At 70.0% G+C, this 12,865-nt stretch carries 15 protein-coding genes; 6 read left to right on the top strand and 9 right to left on the bottom strand.

All coding sequences use genetic code 11. The features are described from left to right. Positions 1 to 12 precede the first annotated feature (12 nt). Positions 13 to 816 carry a site-2 protease family protein gene (locus EGT67_RS07110; protein ID WP_127915372.1) on the top strand — a complete coding sequence of 268 codons (804 nt, stop codon included), beginning with the start codon at positions 13 to 15 and terminating at the stop codon, positions 814 to 816. 67 nt (positions 817 to 883) lie between these two features. On the opposite strand, the gene EGT67_RS07105 is transcribed toward EGT67_RS07110, so the two are convergent. The 4 genes from EGT67_RS07105 to EGT67_RS07090 form a co-directional block, all read right to left on the bottom strand. Then, on the bottom strand, positions 884 to 1,189 hold the full coding sequence (locus EGT67_RS07105) for a chorismate mutase (RefSeq protein WP_127915371.1): 306 nt from the start codon (positions 1,187 to 1,189) through the stop codon (positions 884 to 886). A 93-nt stretch (positions 1,190 to 1,282) separates the two neighbouring features. Further along, positions 1,283 to 2,197, bottom strand: coding sequence for an aminotransferase class IV (locus EGT67_RS07100; RefSeq protein WP_127915370.1), 915 nt, complete (start codon positions 2,195 to 2,197; stop codon positions 1,283 to 1,285). Continuing rightward, the gene (locus EGT67_RS07095) at positions 2,190 to 3,317 is read right to left on the bottom strand and encodes a VanZ family protein (protein ID WP_164877496.1); all 1,128 of its coding nucleotides are present in this window, start codon (positions 3,315 to 3,317) and stop codon (positions 2,190 to 2,192) included. Before EGT67_RS07095 ends, EGT67_RS07100 begins: the two co-directional genes overlap by 8 nt. Before the next feature lie 68 nt (positions 3,318 to 3,385). Continuing rightward, positions 3,386 to 4,384, bottom strand: coding sequence for a helix-turn-helix transcriptional regulator (locus EGT67_RS07090; RefSeq protein WP_127915368.1), 999 nt, complete (start codon positions 4,382 to 4,384; stop codon positions 3,386 to 3,388). Positions 4,385 to 4,446: 62 nt separating this feature from the next. Between EGT67_RS07090 and EGT67_RS07085 the strand changes: the two genes are divergently transcribed. Together EGT67_RS07085 and EGT67_RS07080 are read left to right on the top strand one after the other, a co-directional pair. Beyond that, a complete protein-coding gene (locus tag EGT67_RS07085) occupies positions 4,447 to 4,911 on the top strand; it encodes a pyridoxamine 5'-phosphate oxidase family protein (protein WP_127915367.1) in 465 nt (154 codons plus the stop codon). After that, complete coding sequence (locus tag EGT67_RS07080) at positions 4,908 to 5,831, top strand: SDR family oxidoreductase (protein ID WP_127915366.1); 924 nt, start codon at positions 4,908 to 4,910, stop codon at positions 5,829 to 5,831. The genes EGT67_RS07085 and EGT67_RS07080 overlap by 4 nt, the downstream gene beginning before the upstream one ends. Before the next feature lie 20 nt (positions 5,832 to 5,851). Here EGT67_RS07080 and EGT67_RS07075 read toward each other — a convergent pair whose 3' ends face one another. From EGT67_RS07075 to EGT67_RS07065, 3 genes are read right to left on the bottom strand one after another with little or no spacing between them, the layout of a single operon-like run. Further along, entirely contained in the window at positions 5,852 to 6,778 is a 927-nt protein-coding gene (locus tag EGT67_RS07075; protein WP_127915365.1) for a cation diffusion facilitator family transporter, read from the bottom strand. A gap of 59 nt (positions 6,779 to 6,837) precedes the next feature. Beyond that, positions 6,838 to 7,932: an FUSC family protein gene (locus EGT67_RS07070; protein WP_206612320.1), complete on the bottom strand. Its 1,095-nt coding sequence runs from the start codon at positions 7,930 to 7,932 to the stop codon at positions 6,838 to 6,840. Positions 7,933 to 7,969: 37 nt separating this feature from the next. Further along, a complete protein-coding gene (locus tag EGT67_RS07065) occupies positions 7,970 to 8,386 on the bottom strand; it encodes a DUF3151 domain-containing protein (RefSeq protein ID WP_022597808.1) in 417 nt (138 codons plus the stop codon). Between the two features lie 92 nt (positions 8,387 to 8,478). Between EGT67_RS07065 and EGT67_RS07060 the strand changes: the two genes are divergently transcribed. Further along, entirely contained in the window at positions 8,479 to 9,015 is a 537-nt protein-coding gene (locus EGT67_RS07060) for an Rv0361 family membrane protein (RefSeq protein ID WP_127915364.1), read from the top strand. A gap of 106 nt (positions 9,016 to 9,121) precedes the next feature. On the opposite strand, the gene fbaA is transcribed toward EGT67_RS07060, so the two are convergent. Next, complete coding sequence (fbaA, locus tag EGT67_RS07055) at positions 9,122 to 10,159, bottom strand: class II fructose-bisphosphate aldolase (RefSeq protein WP_127915363.1); 1,038 nt, start codon at positions 10,157 to 10,159, stop codon at positions 9,122 to 9,124. A gap of 166 nt (positions 10,160 to 10,325) precedes the next feature. Here fbaA and EGT67_RS07050 point away from each other — a divergent pair, with 166 nt between their 5' ends. Next, entirely contained in the window at positions 10,326 to 11,063 is a 738-nt protein-coding gene (locus EGT67_RS07050; RefSeq protein ID WP_241565929.1) for a VTT domain-containing protein, read from the top strand. Positions 11,064 to 11,065: 2 nt separating this feature from the next. Next, on the top strand, positions 11,066 to 11,728 hold the full coding sequence (locus EGT67_RS07045; RefSeq protein WP_127915696.1) for a DedA family protein: 663 nt from the start codon (positions 11,066 to 11,068) through the stop codon (positions 11,726 to 11,728). Positions 11,729 to 11,735: 7 nt separating this feature from the next. Here EGT67_RS07045 and EGT67_RS07040 read toward each other — a convergent pair whose 3' ends face one another. Beyond that, positions 11,736 to 12,857, bottom strand: coding sequence for a glycoside hydrolase family 76 protein (locus EGT67_RS07040; protein WP_127915362.1), 1,122 nt, complete (start codon positions 12,855 to 12,857; stop codon positions 11,736 to 11,738). Positions 12,858 to 12,865: the final 8 nt, after the last annotated feature.

Below are 12,865 nucleotides of genomic sequence, written 5' to 3'. Positions count from 1 at the left end.
GATACTGGACTCATGTATCCCGACTCGCCCACCCGGGCCTCGGCCGTCCGGCCGAGCCCCGTGTTCCTCGGCATCGTCGCGATCGCCGTGTTCGGCGGGGTGCTGGCGTGGCGGGCCACCGGCGTGGCCACGTCGGGCCGGATCGGGGTGTTCCTGCTCGTGGTCGCGGGCTGGGTCGTCACCCTCTGTCTGCACGAGTTCGCGCACGCATGGGTCGCGTGGCGCAACGGCGACCACGACGTCGTCATCCGCGGCTACCTGACGCTCGATCCGCGCAAGTACACCCAGCCGCTGCTCTCGATCGGGTTGCCCGTGCTGTTCCTCGCGCTCGGTGGCATCGGACTGCCGGGCGGGGCCGTGTACCTGCGGACCTGGGCGATGCCGCCGCGGGTGCAGACACGCGTCGCCCTCGCCGGACCGGCCGTCAACGCGGTCTCGGCCGTGATCCTGCTCGTGGTGATCCGACTGTTCGGGCCCGACGGCGCGGCCGGCCCGTCCGTTGCCGCCGGGGACCACCAGGTGTTCTGGTACGGCCTGAGCTTCCTGGCGTTCCTGCAGGTGATGGCCACGATCCTGAATCTGTTGCCGGTGCCCGGGCTCGACGGCTACGGCGCGCTGGAGCCGCATCTGAAGGCGAGCACCCGCGCGTCGCTCGACAAGATCAAGCCCTACGGGTTGCTGCTGCTGATCGCGCTGCTCTTCGTGCCACAGATCAACGCCGCGTTCTTCGACGCGATCTACTGGATCTTCGGGCTCTCCGGTGTCCCCGACGTCTACGCGGCGTTCGGCAACTACCTGATGCAGTTCTGGCGCTGACCGAGCGCGGAGAACGTGACCGCGCCGACCCCGACCGGTGCCGTGTTCTACAGCCGGGGTCGACCGGTCACATGGTATGACCCAAACGCCCCCGCCCGAGCCTGAGCAGCAACAATGCGAGCGTGTGCCCCTCGGGCCCCAGGTCGTCGAAACGCGACAGCACCCTCATTTCTCGGGTGTGCACCAAACGGGTGCCGCCGCCGAGCATGCGCACCTCGCCGATCAGGCGGGAGAGCTCGGTACGCCGCTGGATCGCCGCGAGGATCTGTCCATCCAGGCGGTCGATCTCACCACGGAGTTGCTCGATGTCGACGTCCGGATGACGGTCGGTCTCGTGTCCCGTCGACATGCTCGTTACCTGTGCGCTGGCCATGTCATCAACGCTAGGTACGCGACTACCCGGGGGCGTAGGTAGTTCACTACCCGTTCTCGAGCCGGATGCGGCCCGCACCCGGTCGCCCCGCCGTCAGCCCAGCTCGGTGACCCATCCGTGCAGTTCGTCGGCACGCAGCGCCGACGCGTGCCGCTTGCGGAGAAGCTCGCACACCGGGCCCTGCGTCCCGTCCCCCACCACCCGGCCGTCGACCTCCGTCACCGGCGCCACGCCCGCCGACGTGCCGGTGACGAACACTTCGTCGGCGATGTACAGCTCGGTGAGGTCGACGGTCCGCTCGACGACCGGGATGCCTTCCTCCCCCGCCAGGGTGAGCAGTGTGCGCCGATTGATGCCGTCGAGGATGTCGCACGACGCGTCGGGGGTGATCAGGGTGCCGCCGCGCACCAGGAAGAGGTTCGCGGCGCTCAACTCGCACACGTGGCCGGCGCCGTCGAGGAAGATCGCGTCGTCGTAGCCGGCGTCGATGGCGTCCTGCTTGGCCAGCACCGAGTTGACGTACGCGCCGTTGACCTTGGCCCGCGACGGGATCGCGAAGTCGGGGATGCGGCGCCAGGTGCTGGTCTTGAGCCGCATTCCGTCCTGCGGGACGATCGGGACCGCGTCGTAGACGAACATCGACACCGCGGTGCGGAGGCCGCGGACCCGGGTCCCGGGGATCGACTCGTCGACGTGCACGGTGGCACGCACGAAGACGTCCGACACGGGGGCGTTCGCGGCCACGAGTTCGGTTGCGGCCGAAACGAACCGCTCGAAGCTCCATTCGTCGGCGAAGCGATCGATGCCGATGATCTTGCACGACTCGACGAGCCGGCGGTAGTGATCCGCCAGCCGGAACGCCGTGCGCGCGGCGCCGTCGACGTGGACCGGGAACACCGTGTACACGCTCAGGCCGTACAGGACGGCGGACGTCGCGACGCCGAGCGTCGCCTCCTGCGCGGGGACGACGCGGTCGCGGTAGTACACGTGGGGATGCGGATCAGCCATGGCGCGATCGTAGAGAAGCGTCCTCGAACGGGACAGCGGATTTCTCCGCGGCCGGCGCCGCGTCCCCCGAAGCCCCTCTCGCGTCGACGATCCCGGACCCGGTCAGCACGCCGGACAGTCCGCGGTGCCGGGTGAACAGCACCGAGGCGAAGGCCGCGCACAGCCACAGGGCCGCGAGCGGCGCGGCGCCCAGCACGATCGCCGCCGCACACACCCCGGGAACGGCGAGCGCGCGACCCACCCGCCGCGCGGCCCCCGGCGGGTTCGACCACTGCGGCTGCAGCCACACCGCCCGCTGCCCGAACGACGCTCCCGAGCCGACCAGCGCGGGCACGACGACGACCGCGCCGGCGACGAAGACGGCGGTAAGGTTGCCGGCCACGAAGCCGTCCGGCCCCGTGTCCGCAACTTCGAGCACGACGTTCAGCACCACCACCGTCGACGCGAACACGCACCCCACGGCGCAGATGTCGACGATCATGCCGATCCAGCGACGCCACGCCGTCACCGGACGCGGGACACCGCGCCCCGCCGCCAACCGCTCGCGGCTGGGCACCAGTCGCACGCCCACCCCGGCCACCACGACCCCGAGCACCGCACCGGCCGTGTTGAGCAGCAGGTCGTCCACGTCGGCGATCCGATACGCACACGGGAAGATCCCCCAGACTGCCGTGTACTGCGTGGCCTCGATCGCCAGCGACGCCACCCCCGCGGCCACCACGGTGGCGGTGCGCGACCACTCGAACAGCAGTCGTCCGAGGACACCGAACGGCACGAACAGCACCACGTTGAGCACCACCTGCATCACCGCGGTGCTGGTGAGAGTCTCGACCAGGCTCATGCCCGCGGTGTCGCGGCGGATGTCCGAGACGAACGTCAACGGCCGCAGGACCGGATCGGTCGCCGCGAATGCCTCGCACCAAGCCGGCGTGAGATCCGGCAGCGGGAACATCGTGAACGCGACGACAGCGGCGCCGTACGTGACCGCGGCACCGACGAGCGCCATCCGCGGCGCCGACACCCGGCCGAACCGCCGGTAGTGCCACACCACCAGCGGCAGCGAGATCGCCGACGACACCGCCAGCCCGACGAGCAACGAATACGAGACCTGTTCAAGCACGGTACGAGTCCACCACCGCGGGTACGTGCACCACATCCGTTCGGCGGGCGATGTTCCGCCGTCCGGCGTCATACCTCGGGATGACCTGCACCCCCACTCCCGTCAGGGTGCAGTCCGTTCAGCGACGCGGTCCGCAGCGCCGCCTCCCCCAGCGCCACCCGCAGCGACACGGGTTCCAGGACCTCGATACCCGGCCCCAGCGCGAAGAACTGGTCGAGCGCCACCTCCTCGGCCTCGAGCATCAGATCGACCGTCACCCAACCCCGTTCGTCGGGCTCGGACGGTGTCACCTTCGCGGCCTCCTCCCCCACCACCGACGGCAGTCGCCGCCACGCGTACGACGAAAGCCGCACCCGGCACGGGAAGCGCAGCAGCGCGCGATCGAACTCCGCCTGCGATTCGGCCCACCAGGAGGCCAGGTCGAACGATCCCGGACGCCGCGCCGCCTCGTCCAGGACGTGCGCGGCGTCGATCCGCGACACCCGGTACGACAGCGTCCGGTCCCGATGCCGCGCAACGAGATACCAGACACCGGCCTTCGCGACCAGGCCGAGCGGGTCGAGCGTGCGCGACGTCCCCCGCGCGCCCTTCCGATAGCGGATCCGCAGCCGTCGCCCCTCGAGCACCGCCGCCGCGATCGACGCCAACTCGCCCGTGTCCGACGGCTTCGCGAACCAGCCCGGTGCATCGATGTGCAGGCGCTCGCGCCACAGCAGCGCACCGGTCCGCAGTGGAAGCGGCAGCGCGCCCAGCAGTTTCGACTCCGCGCGGGCCGTGACGTCGGCCAGGCCCAGGTCGTCGGCAAGTCCCGGGATGCCGAGCAGCATGAGCGCCGACGTCTCCGCACCGGTCATCCCGCTGAGCTTGGACTGCCAGCCGTCGAGCAGACGGATGCCGCCGCCCGGACCGCTCTCGGTCCAGACCGGCACGCCCGCCGCCTGCAGCGCGGCGACGTCCCGGTAGATGGTCCGCACCGAGACGCCCAACTGGTCGGCCAGGCGCGCGGCGGTGGTGCCGGGACCGCCCTGCAGGCGCAGCATCAGGTCGAGGAGTCGGCTCGAGCGCATCCCCGGAGCCTACGGAAAATCACTGACACGAGATGTCAGGGATGCGGCCGCACACTGATGTCATGGCAACCTGGCAAGAGTTCACCGAAGCGGCGCCGGCACTGGCCGAGGCCGTCCGCGCGCGGCTCACCGCGCACAAACACCACGTCCTGGCGACGCTGCGCGCCGACGGCTCGCCGCGCGTGAGCGGCACCGAGGTCGAGACCTTCCGCGGTCTGCTGGTACTCGGGTCGATGCCCGGCGCGCGGAAGGCCCGGGATCTGCAGCGGGATCCGCGGTACTCGCTGCACTCGAATCCGGGCCACCACACGATGGAGGGCGGCGACGCCAAGGTCTCCGGCCGCGCCCGCGAACTGGCCGGCGCCGAGAAGCAGGCGATCCTCGACTCCTACCCGGAGAATCCCGGCGGCGACGCGCACATCTTCGAACTCGGCGTCGACGAGGTGGTGCTGACCACGGTGTCGGAGGATCGCCTGCACGTCGACCTCTGGCGCCCTGGTGCCGACGTCACACGGATCAGCCGATGAGCGCGCCGGACCTGACCGGGAAGGTCGCCCTGGTCGCTGGGGCGACGCGCGGTGCCGGCCGGGCCATCGCCGTCGAGTTGGCCCGCGCGGGAGCCACCGTCTACGCGACCGGTCGCAGCAGTCGGATGGACGGGCGATCGGAGATCGGCCGGCCCGAGACCATCGAGGAGACCGGCGAACTGATCGCGGCCGTCGGCGGCGACGGTGTCGCGCTGCGCGTCGACCACCTCGAACCGGACCAGGTGCGCGCCCTCGTCGAGCGCATCGATGCCGAGCACGGCCGCCTCGACATCCTGGTCAACGACATCTTCGGCGGCGACCGCTACGCCCAGTTCGGCACCACGGTGTGGGAGCACGACCTCGACGGGGGCCTGCGGATGCTGCGGATGGGGATCGACACCCACGCGATCACCAGCCACTTCGCACTGCCCCTGCTGATCCGCCGCCCCGGCGGGCTGGTGGTCGAGATGACCGACGGCACCGCCGAGTACAACGTCGCCTACCGGCACCAGGTCGGGTTCTACTACGACCTGGTCAAGGCGGCGGTGCAGCGGATGACCACCGCGCAGGCGTACGAACTGGCCCCGCACGGGTGCGCCGCCGTCGCCGTGACCCCGGGGTGGCTGCGCTCGGAGAACATGCTCGAGGCCTTCGGCGTCACCGAGGACAACTGGCGCGACGCCCTCGAACAGGTACCGCACTTCGCGATCTCGGAGTCCCCGACGTTCGTGGGCCGGGCGGTAGCCGCGCTGGCCGCGGCGCCCGAGGCGGGCGGGTACAGCGGCCAGGTCGTCTCCAGCGGACAACTGGCGCAGCGCTACGGCTTCACCGACGTGGACGGCTCCCGGCCCGACTGCTGGCGGTACCTCGTCGAAGTGCAGGACCCCGACCTGCCCGCGAACACCGACGGCTACCGCTGAGCGGTCGTCGGCGCGCCGGTTCACCAGGTGAGGTCCTCCTGGCACCGCGACCCCTCCACGCCGGACTCGACCTGAACGGTGGCGTGGCTGAGGCCGTGCGCGTCCAGCACGGTCTTGGCCGCCGCCAGCACCCGCTGCGAATCGGAATCGGTGGTGAGGTGCACCGTCGCGACGTCCATGCCGGTGGTCAGCGTCCACACGTGCAGATCGTGGACGTCCGACACCCCGGGCACCGCGCGCAGATCGGCGCGGACGGCGTCGACGTCGACGTTGGCCGGTGAGGCCTGCGTGAGGATCCGCAGCGCCGCCCCGGCCAGCTTGAGCGCCCGGGGCACCACCCACAGCGAGATCAGCACACCGACGACGATGTCCGCGTAGGTCCAGTCGAACAGCACCAGCGCGGCACCGGCGATCAGGACACCGACGCTGCCGACCGCGTCGGCGAGCACCTCGAGGTACGCACCGCGCACGGCGAGGGAGTCCTTGGCGTCGCCGCGCAGCATCAGCATGACGACGACGTTCGCCCCCAGGCCGGCGGCGGCGGTCAGCATCAGCGGGACGCCGGGGATCTCGGGGGCGTCACCGATGCGGCCGATGGCCTCGTACATGACGAACGCGGCGACGCCGAGCAGCAGGACCGCGTTGGCCATCGCGGTCAGGACCTCCGCGCGGTGCCAGCCGAAGGTGCGGGCGGCGGCCTTGGATCCCTGCTTCGCGAGCAGCAGCGCCACGAGCCCCATCGACATGCCGACGACGTCGGTGAGCATGTGCCCGGCGTCCGCGAGCAGCGCGAGAGAACCGATCGCGAGTCCGACGACCACTTCCAGAACCAGGAACGCGACGAGGATCCCGAGCGCGATCACCATCTTGCGGATGCGCGTCGGCGTCGGCCCCGCCCCGTTCGTGGCTGCGGTGTTGCCGTGGCTGTGCCCGTGACCGGCTCCCATGATCACCCTCCTCGTGAGTCGGGCCAATCATATGCACACATTCGCATATATGAAAGATGTCAGAGGTCGGGCCGATAGGCGGGCCTGGGCACCGTCGGGGGCAGCGTCGCGATCGCCGATATCCGGCCGAGCCCCGCGACCTGCAACAAGTCCACGATCAGGGAGCGGATCTGCGCGAACACCACCGTCGCGGAGATGCCCGCGTTCTCGACCAGTTCGGGCTTCATCCCGGACGAGACCGTCCGCAGCACCCGGGCCGCCTCGGCCTGGTCCGGCTGCTCCCCCGGTTCGGCGAGGATCATCCGCCGCAGCACGTCCAGCGCGTGCGAGAGCTTCTCGATCTCGTCGACCAGACGCGGGTCGAGGATCTCGTCGTCGCGCACCAGCGAGAGCGACCGGCGCGACAGCACGCGAATGTTGCGCATCGCGTTGTCGATCGGGTCGGCCGTCGCCGTGAGCCGGGCCAACCGGGCGCGACTACCCCAGTACAGGGGGGAGATCCGGCTGATCTCCTTGCCGCCGGACAGGTTGCTGCGCAGGGAATCGATCGCCGACTGCGTCGCGCGCGCCTTGCGCAGCGCCTTCTCGATCGGCTTGGGGTCGTTCTCGATCAGACCGTCGGCCACGAGTTGCAGCACCTCGGCCGCGGTCGCGAGGATGCCCGCGGCGTCGCGCCGGGCCCGGCGCACCGGATGGGTGGGAACGATCGCGACGACGGCGACACCGACGAGGCCACCGACGAGCGCGTCGACCATCCGCTCGACCCCGGCCACGTCACCGGGTGGCAGCAGCGTCGCCACCAGCACCGCGGACGTCCCCGCCTGCATCGAGAAGATCGGGCCCGAACCGATCAGGACGGCCGTGCCCATCGCCAACGTGACGACCAGCGTGATCTGCCAGGCGCCGGTGCCGATGACCGAGATCAACAGATCACCGACACCGATGCCGACCGTCACGCCGCAGACCAACTCCACCGAGCGGCGCAGGCGGGCGCCCAGCGACAGTCCGAGCGAGACCACCGCCGCGATGGGCGCGAAGAACGGGCGGGTGTGACCGACGATCGAGGTCGCGACGAACCACGCGATGCCGGCCGCCAGGCCGCACTGCAGAACCGGCAGCGCCGAGACCTTCAGGCGGCGGATCCCCGCCGCGATCCGGTCCCGGCCCGCTGCCGGTCGTGGAACGAAGCGGCTAGCCGAGACCAAGTGCTTCGGCGGCCCGAGGGTCGCTGTCCTCGAGCAGGTCCAGGCAGCGCGCGTACTCGTCGTTCTCGCCGATCGCCTGGGCGGCCTTGGCGAGCACGGCGACGCAGCGCAGGAAACCGCGGTTCGGCTCGTGGCTGTACGGGACGGCGCCGAAGCCCTTCCACCCGTTGCGGCGCAACTGGTCGAGACCGCGGTGGTAGCCGGTGCGGGCGTAGGCGTACGCCGTGATGGTCTGCCCCTGCTCGAGTGCCGCCTCCGCCAGGTACGCCCACGCGATGGACGCCGTGGGATGCTCGGCGGCGACCTTCGCCGGGTCCTCGTGGTTCAGCAGTGCCGACTCCGCATCCTCGTCTCCGGGAAGCAGAGTGGGCTGCGGGCCGAGAAGATCACCGAAAGACGTCATGACGTCCAGGTTACGTCCACCGTGCCCGCCGTCGCGCAGGGGCCGATAGGCTGCGCACCAGTTGATCCCGCTCCCGCACCGAGAGGCGTCACGTGCCCGACATCGACGACAGCCAGCCCCACCCCGCGCCGACCGGCGCCGGTCCGCAGCGCATCGCACCGGCCGTCCCCGCCCCCGCATCCGGTGGTCGGCGCGGCGGCAAGCGTGGCTGGGTGGTCGCGTCGACCATCGCGGTGGTCGGTGTCCTCGCGGCGCTCGGTGTGGCCGGATTCGTCATCGCCCGGGGCGGCGCGGAGAACGCCACCGAGTCGCAGGTACGCGACACCGTCGACACGTTCGTGTCGGCCCTGGAGTCGGGCGACCTGGCGACACTGCAGTCGTCGACGTGCGGAACCCTCGCCGACTTCTACCGCGACATCCCGCCCGCCGAGTTCGCCGACGTGCACCGCGACGCCGTGACCAACGGCGGCGTCCCCGTCGTCACGAACATCGACTCGATCCAGGTCGACGGGGACTCGGCGATCGTCCAGGTCACCGCGCACACGCAGGCGAACCCGTCGGACGTCTCGCCGCGCACGTTCGACCTGTCGCGCATCGACGGCGACTGGAAGGTGTGCAGCCCCGACTAGCCCCCGAAACGCGTTTTGCGCACTTACCGCCGTCCCCCGACCGGGAGAAGCAGCGGCAAGTGCGCAAAACGTGGATGAGGGCGAGGGAGACCCTCGGCGGCCTCGACTAGCCGGCGGAGACCGAGCGGCCCGCGGACTTGAGGTCGTTGCAGGCCTCGATGACGCGAGCGGTCATGCCGGCCTCGGCCTTCTTGAGGTAGCTGCGCGGGTCGTAGACCTTCTTGTTGCCGACCTCGCCGTCGACCTTCAGGACGCCGTCGTAGTTGGTGAAGAAGTGGCCGGCGATCGGACGCGAGAACGCGTACTGCGTGTCGGTGTCGACGTTCATCTTGACGACGCCGTAGCGCAGCGAGTCCTCGATCTCCGACTTCAGCGAGCCCGAGCCGCCGTGGAAGACGAAGTCGAACGGCTTGGAGCCCTCCGCCAGACCCAGCTTGGCGATGGCCGCGGCCTGGCCCTCGGCCAGCACCTCGGGCTTGAGGACGACGTTGCCCGGCTTGTAGACGCCGTGGACGTTGCCGAACGTCGCGGCCAGCAGGTACTTGCCGTTCTCGCCGACACCGAGCGCGTCGACGGTCTTCTCGAAGTCCTCGCGCGACGTGTACAGCTTGTCGTTGATCTCGGCCTCGACGCCGTCCTCTTCACCGCCGACGACGCCGATCTCGACCTCGAGGATGATGTTGGCGGCCTTCGACAGCTTCAGCAGTTCCTGCGCGATGGCGAGGTTCTCGTCGATCGGCACGGCCGAGCCGTCCCACATGTGCGACTGGAACAGCGGGTTCTGGCCGGCGTTCACGCGCTCCTGCGAGATCGCGAGCAGCGGGCGGACGAAGGTGTCCAGCTTGTCCTTGGGGCAGTGGTCGGTGTGCAGCGCGATCGTGACGTCGTACTTGGCGGCGACGACGTGCGCGAACTCCGCGAGCGCGACCGCACCGGTCACCATGTCCTTGACGCCCAGGCCCGAACCGAACTCCGCGCCACCGGTCGAGAACTGGATGATGCCGTCGCTGCCGGCGTCCGCGAAGCCCTTGATGGCCGCGTTGATGGTCTCGGACGAGGTGCAGTTGATGGCGGGGAAGGCGAAGGAGTGCTCCTTGGCCCGACCGAGCATCTCGGCGTAGACCTCGGGAGTTGCGATAGGCACGGCGGCTGTCCTCCATGTGACGGGTTCGGGGGCGCGGCCGACTGTGACGGCGCGCCGGTTGTCTATGCAGTATGGCAACCCGGACGCGCCACCGCCTCCCCTGGTATCGGCTCGCCGCGCTCCGCGGCTCAGCAACCTCTCAGCGGCCGCCGGTACTCTGGTGCGCGTGAATGTGCTGGCAGCCTCGGAGTCCGTGACCGCAAATCTGGCATTGCTGCCGGGATTCCTCGATCCGGTCAATCTCTTGAACTCGTTCGGCGCGTGGATGCTGATCGGCCTCCTCGTAGTCGTCTTCATCGAATCGGGCCTGCTGTTCCCGCTCCTGCCGGGCGATTCGCTGCTGTTCACCGCCGGTTTGATCGCCGCGTCCAAGTCCGCTGAGGTCGAGCCGTTCGCCCCGCTCTGGGTGCTGATGGTGACCATCCCGATCGCCGCCGTCCTCGGCGACCAGGTGGGATACCTCATCGGCACGAAGGGCGGGGCGGCCCTGTTCAAGTCCGACGACGCCAAGCTGTTCAAGAAGAGCTACATCGACGAATCACAGGCGTTCTTCGCGAAGCACGGCCCCATCACGATCTTCCTGGCCCGCTTCGTTCCGATCGTGCGCACGTACGCGCCGCTGGTCGCGGGCGCGTCGAAGATGAAGTACTCCGTCTTCATCACCTACAACGTCATCGGCGGCATCGTGTGGGGCGCCGGCGTGACCCTGCTCGGCTATTTCCTCGGCCAGATCCAGTTCATCGCCGACAACATCGACCTGATCTTCATCCTCATCGTCCTGGTGTCGGTGATCCCGATCGTCGTCGAGGTCGGCAAGCGGTACCTCGCCTCGCGTAAGTCGGGCGGGACCCCGGTCGCCGACAACGCCGAACGCGTCACCACACCGAACGATCCGACCGCTTGACGATGACCCTCGCGGCCGGAACCTTCGGCCCGCTCGAGTCCGCCGGTCCCGCGCTCGTGTGGCTGGTCGTGCTCGCCTTCGTCTTCCTCGAGTGCGCGTTCATCGTCGGACTGTTCCTGCCGGGCGACTCGATGCTCGTCACCGCGGGGATCGTGATGGCGACCCACGAGTCCGGTGCCGGACACACGTGGGCGCTGTCCGCGGGCGCGATCGGGGCGGCCGTCGCCGGCAACCAGGTCGGTTACGCGATCGGTAAGCGCAGCGGCCACCACCTCGTCGCGCGCCGCAACGGCAAGTACGTCAACACGAAGAACCTCCACAAGGTCAACGTGCTGCTCGATCGGCACGGATTCTGGGCGGTCCTGGTGGCGCGCTGGATTCCGTGGGTCCGCACGCTGTGCCCGATGGTCGCCGGTGCCGCCGACATGGACCACCGCCGGTTCACGATCGCGAGCACCATCGGGGCCGTCGGGTGGGCCCCCGTCCTGCTGCTCGTCGGCTTCTACTGCGGCTCGCTGCTCGAGCGGGTGCCGTGGCTGATGCCCGTCGTGCTGGGGGTGATGGTGGCGGCGCTGGTGGTCGGTACCGCGCTGGGCCTGCGCAGCTATCGCCGCGAGATGTCGAAGCCGGCGCAGGACGTCCTCGTCGACGAGATCGCCCACTGACCGCCGGTCACCGACGTTTCGGGTAGCCCGCCGCCGACACCAGGTAGGCCGACTCCATCAGCAGCCAGCCGCTGAGCTGGACCGACAGGTCCCGCTCGGCGATCTCGGACGGACGCACCGACCCGCCCGAGACGGTCGCGATCTCCCCGCCCAGTCCGGGCAGCTGCGCGGGCAGGCTCCAGTCCCGCCCGAACAGCGGAAGCTCCTCCACCTGCAGCCGGTTCTCCCACGCCGCTTCGGCCGAACCGAGCACCAGTTGCGCCGCGATCCGCCGCGCCCGCACGTCCTCCGGGGCGTCGCCGGGCAGCATCAACGCGACGAGCGCGAGGTGTCGGGCGAGCAGGCCGTTGAACAATCCCCCGTCGCCGCCGCCACCGCCGCGGATGACGCCGCCCTTCGCGAGCCGCTCGTCGACGGCGTCGACGAGACGATGCACCCGCAGGCGGTGCCGATCCTCACCCATCCGGACCGCGAGTTCCGTCTCGAGCGCGAGCACGACGCCCTGGCAGTACGAATAGATGTTGCGCTCGATGGTCCCGTCCCGCCGGATGCCGTCGAAGATCAGGCCGGTCTCCGGGTCACGGAGGGTGTCGTCGATCCAATCCGCCATGGCCTGTGCGCGCCACAACCGCCCGATCCGTGCCAGCACGACGCCCGCCGGACCGTTCGCCGGGGTGTTGTAGAAGTCGGAGTGCTTGCGCCACGGGATGCCGCCGCCGGCGTCCGGCGACCACGCGTCGAACAGTTGGGCCTCGAGGGCCGCGAGGGCCTTCCGGTTCCCGATCAGCTGCATCCGCTGGGCCCGCTCGAGCGCCATCCCGAGCCACGCCATGTCGTCGTAGTAGTTGTTGGTCCAGCCCGAGATGTTGCGGAACCGGTGGCCGCGAATGAGTTTCACGAGCCGGCGGCGACGTTTCGCGGTGGGATTGCGTTCCGCGGCGTCCACGGTGCAGTTGATGAGATTCGCCTGCCACCAGTAGTGCCAGTTGACGAACACCCGTTCCCGCCGCACCGCGGGCCAGGCGACAACTGCCAGGGCAGTGCCGGGCGTCCCCCAGACGCGACGAATGTGCCGAGTGATCACCGCGTTCTCGGCGGCATCCGCTCGGGCAGACCATTCGCGCTGCATGCCTACCG

Source organism: Prescottella agglutinans, from assembly GCF_004011865.1.
In the GTDB taxonomy this organism is placed as follows: Bacteria; Actinomycetota; Actinomycetes; order Mycobacteriales; family Mycobacteriaceae; genus Prescottella; species Prescottella agglutinans.
Note: the sequence above shows the minus strand (reverse complement) of the source record. Positions and strands in the feature narration are given on the sequence as shown.